The 10,705-nt window shown below is 49.7% G+C and carries 15 protein-coding genes; 10 read left to right on the plus strand and 5 right to left on the minus strand.

The features are described from left to right. Positions 1-1,143 (plus strand): cyclophane-forming radical SAM/SPASM peptide maturase GrrM/OscB (gene grrM / locus IQ219_RS10225; RefSeq protein ID WP_228016918.1); only part of this gene is annotated, 1,143 nt, incomplete at its 5' end. Between the two features lie 43 nt (positions 1,144-1,186). On the opposite strand, the gene IQ219_RS10230 is transcribed toward grrM, so the two are convergent. Then, positions 1,187-2,005, minus strand: a complete 819-nt coding sequence (locus tag IQ219_RS10230; RefSeq protein ID WP_194072526.1) for a HEAT repeat domain-containing protein — start codon at positions 2,003-2,005, stop codon at positions 1,187-1,189. A 54-nt stretch (positions 2,006-2,059) separates the two neighbouring features. Then, a complete protein-coding gene (locus IQ219_RS10235; protein WP_194072527.1) occupies positions 2,060-2,884 on the minus strand; it encodes a fumarylacetoacetate hydrolase family protein in 825 nt (274 codons plus the stop codon). Between the two features lie 305 nt (positions 2,885-3,189). On the opposite strand from IQ219_RS10235, the gene rpsF reads away from it, so the two are divergent. Beyond that, positions 3,190-3,531 carry a 30S ribosomal protein S6 gene (gene rpsF, locus IQ219_RS10240; RefSeq protein ID WP_010872311.1) on the plus strand — a complete coding sequence of 114 codons (342 nt, stop codon included), beginning with the start codon at positions 3,190-3,192 and terminating at the stop codon, positions 3,529-3,531. A 27-nt stretch (positions 3,532-3,558) separates the two neighbouring features. On the opposite strand, the gene IQ219_RS10245 is transcribed toward rpsF, so the two are convergent. After that, positions 3,559-4,032: a hydrogenase maturation protease gene (locus IQ219_RS10245; protein ID WP_194072528.1), complete on the minus strand. Its 474-nt coding sequence runs from the start codon at positions 4,030-4,032 to the stop codon at positions 3,559-3,561. A 107-nt stretch (positions 4,033-4,139) separates the two neighbouring features. Between IQ219_RS10245 and clpS the strand changes: the two genes are divergently transcribed. Then, positions 4,140-4,436 carry an ATP-dependent Clp protease adapter ClpS gene (gene clpS, locus IQ219_RS10250; RefSeq protein WP_194072529.1) on the plus strand — a complete coding sequence of 99 codons (297 nt, stop codon included), beginning with the start codon at positions 4,140-4,142 and terminating at the stop codon, positions 4,434-4,436. Positions 4,437-4,444: 8 nt separating this feature from the next. Here the strand turns inward: clpS and IQ219_RS10255 are convergent, their stop codons facing one another. Next, entirely contained in the window at positions 4,445-5,083 is a 639-nt protein-coding gene (locus IQ219_RS10255; protein WP_194072530.1) for an exopolysaccharide biosynthesis protein, read from the minus strand. Between the two features lie 41 nt (positions 5,084-5,124). Continuing rightward, positions 5,125-6,186 (minus strand): D-alanine--D-alanine ligase family protein, encoded by a 1,062-nt coding sequence (locus IQ219_RS10260; RefSeq protein ID WP_194072531.1) that lies wholly within the window; start codon positions 6,184-6,186, stop codon positions 5,125-5,127. Positions 6,187-6,322: 136 nt separating this feature from the next. On the opposite strand from IQ219_RS10260, the gene IQ219_RS10265 reads away from it, so the two are divergent. The 7 genes from IQ219_RS10265 (at position 6,323) to IQ219_RS10295 (ending at position 10,682) form a co-directional block, all read left to right on the plus strand. Beyond that, a complete protein-coding gene (locus IQ219_RS10265) occupies positions 6,323-7,297 on the plus strand; it encodes an ABC transporter permease (RefSeq protein ID WP_228016920.1) in 975 nt (324 codons plus the stop codon). A gap of 78 nt (positions 7,298-7,375) precedes the next feature. After that, positions 7,376-7,552, plus strand: coding sequence for a hypothetical protein (locus IQ219_RS10270; protein WP_190599758.1), 177 nt, complete (start codon positions 7,376-7,378; stop codon positions 7,550-7,552). A 43-nt stretch (positions 7,553-7,595) separates the two neighbouring features. Further along, complete coding sequence (locus IQ219_RS10275; RefSeq protein ID WP_190599757.1) at positions 7,596-7,874, plus strand: hypothetical protein; 279 nt, start codon at positions 7,596-7,598, stop codon at positions 7,872-7,874. A 9-nt stretch (positions 7,875-7,883) separates the two neighbouring features. Continuing rightward, a complete protein-coding gene (locus tag IQ219_RS10280; protein ID WP_190599756.1) occupies positions 7,884-8,201 on the plus strand; it encodes a DUF6825 family protein in 318 nt (105 codons plus the stop codon). A gap of 10 nt (positions 8,202-8,211) precedes the next feature. Next, positions 8,212-8,685: a type II toxin-antitoxin system VapC family toxin gene (locus IQ219_RS10285; protein ID WP_194020739.1), complete on the plus strand. Its 474-nt coding sequence runs from the start codon at positions 8,212-8,214 to the stop codon at positions 8,683-8,685. A 2-nt stretch (positions 8,686-8,687) separates the two neighbouring features. Continuing rightward, on the plus strand, positions 8,688-8,876 hold the full coding sequence (locus IQ219_RS10290; protein WP_190599754.1) for a hypothetical protein: 189 nt from the start codon (positions 8,688-8,690) through the stop codon (positions 8,874-8,876). Positions 8,877-8,924: 48 nt separating this feature from the next. Then, on the plus strand, positions 8,925-10,682 hold the full coding sequence (locus IQ219_RS10295) for an AarF/ABC1/UbiB kinase family protein (protein WP_194072532.1): 1,758 nt from the start codon (positions 8,925-8,927) through the stop codon (positions 10,680-10,682). Positions 10,683-10,705: the final 23 nt, after the last annotated feature.

A 10,705-nucleotide genomic window follows, 5' to 3' on the forward strand; every position in this document is an offset into this window, starting at 1 on the left:
GATATAACTAAATTTGGTCCCACTACTTTAGTTATTATTCAACCCACTTCCTACTGCAATTTAGATTGCGATTACTGTTACCTACCCGATCGCCATTTAAAAAACCATCTGCCCTTGGAACTGCTGGAGCCAATTATGCAGGCAATTTTTGCCAGCCCATTCACCACTAGTAACTTTAGTCTTTGTTGGCATGCAGGGGAACCATTGGCCGCTGGACTAGAATTTTACCGCCAAGCCTTTGCCCAGATTGAGGCCTACGGCGAAAAATATAATCACCACCAGTTGTGGTTTGACCACTCTTTTCAAAGTAATGGCATTTTAATCAATCAAGCTTGGTGTGACTTGTTTAAACAATATCCTGTCCATGTGGGCATTAGCCTCGACGGTCCCGCTTTCCTCCACGATAAACACCGTAAAACCAGAACGGGGCGGGGTAGTCATGCCGCCACCATGCGGGGCATTGAATGGTTACAAAAAAACGATATTTGCCATAGTGTCATTGCCGTTTTAACGGAGGAGTCCTTAGATTATCCTGACGAAATTTTCCATTTTTTCCGGGATCATAATCTACTAGATGTGGGGTTTAATATGGAAGAAACGGAAGGCATTAATACGGAATCTTCCCTTAATAAAGAGGGGACTTTGCAAAGATATAGACAATTTTTGGAAAGATTTTGGCAATTGACCAGCTCTAGCGAGCCAGAGTTTCGGGTGCGGGAATTTGAATGTTTATGTAACCTAATTTACACTGAAGACCGCCTCGATCATACGGATATGAATCGTCCCTTTGCCATTGTCAGCATTGACCACCAGGGCAATTTTTCCACCTTTGATCCAGAATTATTGGCCATTAAAACGCCCCAGTACGGTGATTTTATTTTTGGGAATGTGTTAACGGATTCCTTTGAATCTGTCTGTCAAACGGAAAAATTTCAGTGCATCTACCATGACATGACCGAGGGGGTAGAAAAATGTCGCCAAACCTGTGACTATTTCGGCCTATGTGGCGGCGGTGCTGGCAGTAATAAATTTTGGGAAAATGGCAGTTTCAACTCCACTGAGACTCTAGCCTGTCGTTTCCGCATTCAGCAGGTGGCGGAAGTGGTTATTGGTTCTTTGGAAGAGTCCCTCGGATTAACCTAAAAATTATCGACAGCCTAACCCAAATTTGGGGGGCAGGAGAACGTTAAAGCAAACTATCCATTAAATTTAGAATTTCTCTGCTGGCTGGACTGAGCGCCTTGGACTCAGAGCATTCTTGCTTTTGCTGATGGGCAGCCCACAGGTCTCGCAGGGCAATTAACTTGAGACTATTTTCTGCAAAGGCTTTGGCGATCGCGTGGGCACCGGATAAATAGCCAGTGGCGCCTAAATCCATCATGGCGGAACGCCGTAGTTGTAGTTCTGCTCCCCCCAGGGCGGTAATGAGGAGATCACCGTAGTGGTTATCCCCGGTTAATTGGAATAGGGCTCGGGCGGCGGCGTATTGAACTTTCGGGGAAAAATGATCTAAAAACGGCTCAATTAAACCAATAGATTCAATGGCACAGAGAGCACCTAGGGCTTCGATAATTGCTTCATAGGGTTGGATTAAATGGGGTTTACCCTCCACAAGCTGGGCCGCTTCTAGTCCCCCTGTTAATTTGCCCACCAGAGGCTCTATGGCCCGGTTATCCCCCAAGCCTTCCAAGGCCTGGGCCGCGGACTCTCGCACGTAATAATCTTCACAGTCCAATGCTTTGATTAAAGCTGGCACCACCTGGCGATCGCCTAATTTTCCTAAGGCTTTAGCCGCATTGCGTCGTAGGGGATAACCACCGTCCGGGGAGCGATCAGTCTCATCTTCCAGGGCTACTAACAAAGCGGCAATGGTTTCCGGTTGGGCGGCCCGAAAACGGCCAATCCACCAGGCCGCATAGTAACGGGCACTGGCATCTTCCGTTTGTTGCAAATTGGCGATCGCCTGGTCGAGGGTGTAGGCGGGGTTAAGGTTGGGTTCACTCATGGGCAGGGAAAAATTTTCGGTCAACAAGGGACAGGAACGGCGGGCAGTTAATAGTTAGCCATCGGCTTCCAACTCCACCGTTTCCGGTAACTCTGGGTCAGGTAAAGGGGGCGCAATGATGGTATTGGTTAAATTGCCAATGCCCTCAATTTCCACCTCTACTTTGTCCCCCACTTGCAAGGAACTAATGCCTTCCGGGGTGCCGGTCAAAATTACGTCGCCGGGGTAGAGGGTCATCACCTGGGAAATGTAGCTCACCAACACAGGGGGCGCAAACACCATATCGCTGATAGCCGTGGCTTGCCGGGGAGTTTCCTCATCATTAACAGTGGTTTCCAGATGGGCTTCCGGATCAATGTGGCGCACCACCCAAGGCCCCAGGGGACAAAAACCATCAAAGCCTTTTGCCCTCGTCCATTGAGAATCCTGTCGTTGCAAATCCCTGGCCGTAACATCGTTGGCAATGGTGTAGCCCCAAATGGCACCAACCGCTTCTTCTTCGCTAATGTTTTTCACCTGTTTGCCAATAATGACTGCCAATTCCCCTTCGTAGTCCACCCGTTGGGATTGGGGAGGGTAAACTATGGCTTCCTGGTCAGCGGCGATCGCCGAAGGAGGTTTGAAAAACAAGAGGGGTTCCGTTGGCACATCGTTACCCAATTCCGCCGCATGGGCCCGGTAATTGCGCCCCACCGCCACAATTTTAGAAGGCTCACAGGGAGCCAATAAGTGGTAATCCCCTTCACTGACAGCCGTATCTAGGGCTTGACCCCCCAACCAAGGTGCCGCACTTAACAAAATCACACTGTGATCCAATTGGAACAAACCATAATGGACGGTGCCAGAGTCAGCCTGGATACGAACGTAGCGTTGGACCATAGTGGTGTCAAAGAAAGTGATTAGGGGGACAGCCAATGCTCAACTTTTGTCTAAAGTCAAAGCTGGAGCAGGATGTGAGTCCAAGGATAGGCTAGTGGTTAGGGTTTAACTGTGACATTGACCCCTAGCTCCCCGGCCACCCTAACGAGTATGATAAAAGATCCTTGCTTTTACTCAAACTTTGGTGTCAGCTAGCCATGGGTTTAGCGGTGGTGACGGTTCTCCCGGTGGGGACTGGCCAATGCTGACTATGGTGGTCGCTGCTCCACGCCTGAGTTTAAGCCCTAAAGTCCATAAGGAGTCATGTGCTTGTGAATAGTTACGAACTGATGGTAATTCTCCGCCCCGACCTCAACGAAGAACGGGTCAGCCAAGAAGTTACCAAATACCAAGAATTTTTGACCAACAACGCCGCCGAAGAGGTTTCGGTCAAAGTCTGGGGCAAACGTCGCCTCGCCTACCAAATCCGTCGCTTCAACGATGGCATCTATGTTTTGTTTAACTTCAACGGTGAGGGCCAGCAGATTGCTTTAATTGAGCGGGATATGCGTCTTAACGACAATGTGATGCGCTTTTTGAGCATTAAGCTCACCCCGGAAAAACCCGAAAAAGAGAAAAAAGCTAAAGCTGTGGCCGTAGAAGCCTAACTCTTCAATTCCGAGTTTCCCCTGGCTTTATATTTCCCCCAGTACCAAGGGGCGGATCTTGGCTAAGGCTTCAGCTTGGGCCATGGCGGTCAGGGGGGATAAGGTCTCCCCATAATCAAAGGTAAAGGCCGGAATCAATATCCACCAAGCCTGCACCTCAACGCCGTAGAGAATTTTGGCCAGGGCCATCAACTCCAACGGATTGCCCCGGTGTCCCAGTTCCCCAGATAGTTGCTCCGGCGGCGGTAAATACAATGGTTGGCATTGCACCAACGGTGAACTTTGGTCTTGGTGCCATTGGGCGTCGATAAAAATTACCTGCTCCACAGCGGCGATCGCCTCGGCCAATTCCGGCGTCAGTTGGTGGGTGGAAATCACACGACAATGGGGCCAGTTTTGCCGAGCAATTTCTTCAGCTAAGTAACGCCCCACGCCATCGTCCCCTCGCAGGGTGTTACCGTAACCAATGATTAAAGTGGATTTGGTAGATTGGCCTGCCATTCAATTTTCGTTAACCCACTGGGCTGATTGGGGGGAATTCTGTCGGAATCTGACTGGGGGATCAAGATAAAATTTGGCTATAGTCTTCAAGCAACCGGATTACTGTCGTGATTAGCAACGCCGCCACCAGCACCCCCGATCGCCTAACTAGCACAGTCCGCAAAACCTATCCCAACTTTAAGGTAATTGTCCTGAACGACGATTTCAACACTTTCCAGCATGTGTCCGATTGCTTGCTTAAATATATCCCCGGCATGACTGGCGATCGGGCTTGGGAATTGACCAATCAAGTACACTTCGATGGTTTAGCTGTGGTGTGGGTGGGGCCCCAGGAACAGGCGGAATTGTACCATCAACAACTACGGCGGGAAGGCTTAACCATGGCTCCTTTAGAAAAAGCCTAACCCACCTTTCACGCTCCCCCCAGTTGCATTTTTAGCCAGTCTTTGATGATGTCGATCATGGTGATGCCACCATTGAAGAAAACATAAATCACGGACACCATTAGCACTCCAATCAAAACGGAAAAGATCATCCCCGCCCCAGTAATTAAACCGTCATCCTCCTGCAGACCAAAACCAGTGATGAAAATAGTCATGGCCGGCAGGGTATTGGTGCCCGGAATGGGAATCATCATGGAAATGGCCATGGAGCCAATGGTAACGCCCATGAGCACTCGACCCAGCCGACTTTGGCAAACGAAGGGTAAGCGGGGGTGGGCGATCGCCTCTAATCTTTTCAACCACGGCACACCGGCTTTGACAATGCCTTGGGCTTTGCTGGTTTTAATGGTTTTGCTTTGCCAGGACAGGGGTAACCATAACTGCTGACGACCGGCGATAAGTTGGATTGCCACCAGAAAAATTAGTACCCCAAAGGGGGTGGAGTAACCGGGGGCTGGTAGAGGCAGAGCAGAGGGCAGGGAAAGAATAACCAAGACAATGCCAAAAATTTTCTCCTTGGCGATCGCCAAAACCTGGGCCAGGTTCACCGTTGGGCCACGGTCTTCCTTAAAAAAGTAATCCTGCAATTCCTGGGACAAACGGGCCATATTGATTGTTAATAAAGCTTGGGAGTTAAAAATTCCGTTTTTTACTGACTAGGCTGGCCATGGTATGCCACCGCCAACTGCAATAATCGATCCACTAAGCTAGGAAATTCTACCCCAGAAGCTCGCCATAGTTCGGGATACATACTAAAAGCGGTAAAACCGGGCAGGGTATTAATTTCGTTGATCACAATGTGCCCTGTGGCCGGTTGATAAAAAAAGTCCAACCTTCCCAAACCAGCGGCGTCAATGGCTTTAAAGGCCTGGATGGCCATGGTCTGAATTTTACTCACCACCTCCGGAGGTAAATCGGCCGGGATGTGCATTTGGGAGCGCCCATCGGTGTATTTAGTTTCGTAGTCGTAAAAGTCACTGTCGTAGGTAATTTCGCCAATCACTGAGGCCTGGGGATTTTCGTTGCCCAACACCGCACATTCCACTTCCCGGATATCCGTTAAACCTGCTTCCACAATGATGCGGCGATCGTAACTGGCGGCGTTATCCAGGGCCACCTCCAATTCGGTGCGATTACGGACTTTGGCAATGCCGACGGAGGAACCTAAATTAGCCGGCTTAACAAAACAGGGATAGCCCACCTGGGCTTCGATTTTGTCGCATAGGGCGGGAAAAACACAGGGATTGGACCAAATTTCCCCCCGTTCCACCCCCATGTAATTCACCTGGGGCAAGCCTGCCTGTTCAAAGACCATTTTCATGGCTAGTTTATCCATGCCCACACAGGAGCCCAGCACCCCACTACCCACATAGGGCACCTGCATCAAACTAAATAGCCCCTGCACTGTGCCATCTTCGCCGTTGGGGCCATGCAAAATGGGGAACCACACATCCATTTGGGCTGCTGCGGAGGGAAATTGCCACCGTTGTTGGGGCGTAACGAGTTGATCGCCTAGGGGAAGACCTTGATTTAGTACATTCTGGGAAGCTTCCGGCCCTAGCCAAACGCCATTTTTTTGAATGTAAAAGGGGGTTACTTGGTATTTTGTTTGGTTATCCCCGCTGGCCAATGCTTTGGCGATCGCCTGGGCGGATTTGATTGAGACTTCATGCTCCCCAGAACACCCACCAAATAACAGCCCCACACGCATGGCAATCCCCTGAAAAATTAAGCTTAGATTGATTTATTCCGCATAGCCTATCACAAAAGTCTAAGCTGTCAGTGACGGAAAAAATTCCCCCTTTTGTGCTTAATTAAACTGGCGCTCTCCTTTGTGGTCCATACCTATGCCCCCTTTGCCCCCCGCCGTTGGCCTCATCTGCAAACGTTTGGCGATCGCCGTCATTACCCTGTTGGGCATTAGTTTAGTAATTTTCAGTTTGCTAGCCCTCGCTCCCGGTAATCCCCTGGGGGAATTGGCCACCAATCCGTCTATTTCCCAGGAAGTGCGGGACAATTTGCGGCGCAGTTTAGGGCTGGATCAACCGTTACCGATCCGTTATTTAAAATGGCTTTGGAGTCTTTTGCAGGGGGATTTGGGGTATTCCTTCACCAGCCGTAGTCCGGTCATGGATTTAATTGGCCAACGACTCCCCACTACCCTCTGGTTAATGGGCACTGCCTACCTGATTAGTTTGGCGATCGCCATTCCTTTGGGAGTGATAGCGGCAATTTATCGGGGACGATGGTGGGAACCTCTGATCAGCGGCATTAGTTTAATGGGCTTTTCCCTGCCCACTTTTTTAACGGGGCTGTTATTCATTCTCATTTTTAGTGTGCAACTGGGGTGGCTTCCCTTCATCTACGACAGTACCCTGGCAGTGAATAGCATGGCCAGCTTGGGGGAACAAATTCGCCAGTTGTTGATGCCGGTGGCGGTGTTAGTGTTTTATCAGTCGGCGGTAATTCTCCGGTTTGTGCGCTCAGCGGTCTTGGAAGAATTGCCCCAAAACTACATTCGCACTGCCTACGCCAAGGGTTTAGGTACCTGGGGAATGCTCAAAAATCACCTCTTGAAAAACGCGTCCTTACCCCTAATCACTCTGATTGCCTTGGATGTCCCCACCATTTTTACCGGAGCCCTGGTAACGGAACAGGTTTTCCGGGTACCCGGCATTGGGGCGTTGCTCATTGAATCCATTTACCGCAGTGACACCCCGGTGGTGATGGCAGTAACCTTTCTCTATGCGGTTTTAATTGTCTTTTTCAGTAGCCTGGCGGACTTAATTTACCAACTGGTGGATCCCCGCATTCGCTGGTGATGGGGGAATATCACCATTGTTAGCCCGGCTGAAAAGGGCTATAAATCAAAGGTGACCCCTTAAATTTCCTTAATCACCATGCTGGATAAAACTACTTTGCAAGAAAGCATCCTGACCATCAAACAAAAGCGTAAATTCCTCGAAGACCTGGCGGAGCAACCTAACTTGGGCATCCTTTCCCTGGACGTTTCCCAAGCTTTGGCGGAATTAGATGACTTGATCGAAGATTTTGAAAACACCTTCCCCGATGCCTAGGCTGACCCTTTGTTTACAGTTAGCAAATAGTTAACTTCATAGTATGCGTATTTTTGCTCCCCATCCCCTGTGGCAAACCCTTGTGTTCACGGCGGGTATTATGTTGGCGGCAGGCATGGGCTTTGGCATGGCTCTACGGTCGGCTCCCCCTAGGGTAGTGACAGATGCAGATCCTACAGTGCCTACGGAACCCCAGGACGGCGGCGGAATGTTCCGGTCTGAGCAAGGTTTCCCTCCCCAACCGGACTGGAACTTAGATTCCCAGGGGGAGGATGAGAATCAGGGTGGGGCACGTTATAATTCTTTACAAATGCAACCATAGAAAAAGTCCATGCAAAACCAAGTCCTCCAGGCCTTTTTTCTCGGCCGTGCCTTTGCCGAAGTCCTCAGCGAAAAGGTAGAAGACGGCGTCACCAATGCCCTGAGCGAGTTGGGCAAGTTCGATGCGGAACAACGGGAAAACCTCCGGCAGTTCATCACCGAGGTACAGTCCCGGGCGGCCAATGATGTCACCCAGGAAGGGGCGGCGATCGCCACTGTAGATGGCCCCGTAACCGCTGACGAGTTGCAAGAAACATTGGATAAACTGCGGGCGGAAATTGCCAGCTTGAAGTCTGAGTTGAAAACCTACCGGGATAGCCAGGGTTAACCAAACTTTCATGGCTGAAACTGTTTACCTAGAAACCAGTATTTTTGGCTACCTGACTGCGAGGCCCAGTCAGAATTTAATTTTGGTGGCCAACGTAGGGGTGACCAGGGAGTGGTGGAGCCTAAAAAGAGCGGATTTTCGCCTTTATGCTTCTGAGTTTGTGGTGGAAGAAGTTTCTAAAGGGGACCCTGAAATGGCCTCAGAGCGGTTGAAATTACTGAAGGGAATAACCCTGTTACCTGCCACGCAATCTGCTACAGATCTAGCCATAAAGTTTTTGAACCAAAGTAGCCTGCCTCCAGATGCTGATGTTGATGCTCTTCATATTGCCATTGCTTCAGTTCAGCGCCTTGACTACCTACTAACATGGAATTGTAAGCATATTGCCAATGCTCAAATTCAAAAAAAGTTGGCGCAAATAAGTGGCGATTTTGGCTTCAAGCTACCAATATTATGTACCCCCTATGAACTTCTAGGAGATTAGCCATGTTTAAGGATGAAATAGTTGAAGAAATTCACAGAATTCGTCGAGCCTACTCCGAGTCATTTAACCATGATTTACAGGCAATGTACGAAGACATAAAACGGAGGGAAGCTACCAGTGGTCGCACCTATGTAACCCCTAATTTTTCCCCTGAATCTGAAGAAAAGGAATCCTCAGTTTCCGAAGTCTGACTTTTGTTCGCTTGTCTATCTTCCATTTAGCCCTTTCTTAATATCAGTGTGTCTGCCCTATCCACTAAGCTTGAGCCTACAGCATCCTATTCCAATTCCCCACCTCCTCAACGGCGATCGCCCCTAGAAGCGGAGGGGAGGTATCGTTGGAATCGGGGTAACTATTCCATCACCCGGCGGCGCATCGATATTTGGGGCTTTGTGCTGACTTTGCTGTATCAATTTTGGTTAAACGGCAAAAAATGGAGCTATGCCGGGGGCTACACGGAAGAAAAACTCCAGCAACGGCAGCGGCGTCAGGCCAAATGGATTCGGGAAAATCTCCTCAGCCTTGGCCCCACTTTCATTAAAGTGGGCCAGCTATTTTCCACCCGTTCCGACCTGTTTCCGACGGAATATGTAGAGGAACTTTCCAAACTACAGGACGAAGTGCCCGCCTTTAGCTACGAACAGGCCGCTAGCATTATCGAAGGGGAATTAGGTAAACCGATCGCCACTCTCTACCGTAGTTTTGACCCCGTGCCCCTGGCGGCGGCTAGTTTAGGGCAGGTGCATAAGGCCCAGTTACATACGGGCGAAGATGTGGTGGTGAAAGTGCAACGGCCAGGGCTGAAAAAACTATTTACCATTGACCTGGCCATACTGAAAAAAATTGCCCAATATTTCCAAAATCATCCCAAATGGGGCCGGGGGCGGGACTGGAACGGGATTTATGACGAATGTTGCAAAATTCTCTGGCAGGAGACGGATTATCTCCGGGAAGGGCGCAGTGCTGACACCTTTCGGCGTAATTTCCGGGGGGAAGATTGGGTTAAGGTGCCCCGGGTCTATTGGCGCTACACCTCCACCCAAATTTTGACGTTGGAATACTTGCCCGGCATTAAAATTAGCCATTACGATGCCCTAGAAGCGGCGGGGTTAGAACGAAAAGAGCTAGCCCAACTGGGTGCCCGAGCCTACCTGTTCCAATTGTTGAACCATGGCTTTTTCCACGCCGATCCCCACCCTGGTAACTTGGCGGTGAGCCCCGAAGCTGGAGCCTTGATTTTCTATGACTTTGGCATGATGGGGGAAATCACCCCGGACACAAAAAACAAACTCATGGATACCCTGTTTGGGGTGGCGGAAAAAAATGCCGAGCGCATTGTCAATTCCCTAGTTGCCCTGGGAGCCCTCAAGGAAACGGAAGATATGGGGCCCATCCGGCGATCGGTGCAATTTTTATTGGACAACTTCATGGATAAACCCTTTGAAGAACAGTCCATTACTAAAATTAGTGACGACCTTTACGAAATTGCCTACGATCAGCCTTTTCGTTTTCCTGCCACTTTCACCTTTGTGATGCGAGCTTTTTCGACCCTGGAGGGAGTGGGGAAAGGATTAGATCCGGATTTCAATTTCATGGCTGTGGCCCAACCCTTCGCTCTCCAAATTATGAACAATTCCAATGGTTTTAACCCCGCCAGTAACATCATGGATGAACTGGGTCGCCAGGCGGTGCAAGTGGGCAATAGTGCCCTGGGGTTACCCAGGCGCATTGAAGACAGCCTCGATCGCCTAGACCGGGGAGATATCCGAGTCCGGGTTAGATCCACAGAAACCGATCGCCTCCTGCGACGAATGGGTACCATGCAAATGGGCACCAACTATGTTTTATTTACCTGTGCTTTGGTGTTGTCGGCCACGCTATTGTTTGTAAATAATTATTTTGTAGCGGCGGCGGTTGTGTTATTAATATCATTGGTGCCAGCCTTTGCCCTCTGGCGATTATTAAAACGCCTGGAAAGACAAGACCGGATGTTTTAAAAGACAAGCACTCTCTCTCTGCC

The sequence above is a fragment of the Synechocystis sp. LEGE 06083 genome (genome assembly GCF_015207725.1).
Taxonomy (GTDB): domain Bacteria; phylum Cyanobacteriota; class Cyanobacteriia; order Cyanobacteriales; family Microcystaceae; genus Synechocystis; species Synechocystis salina.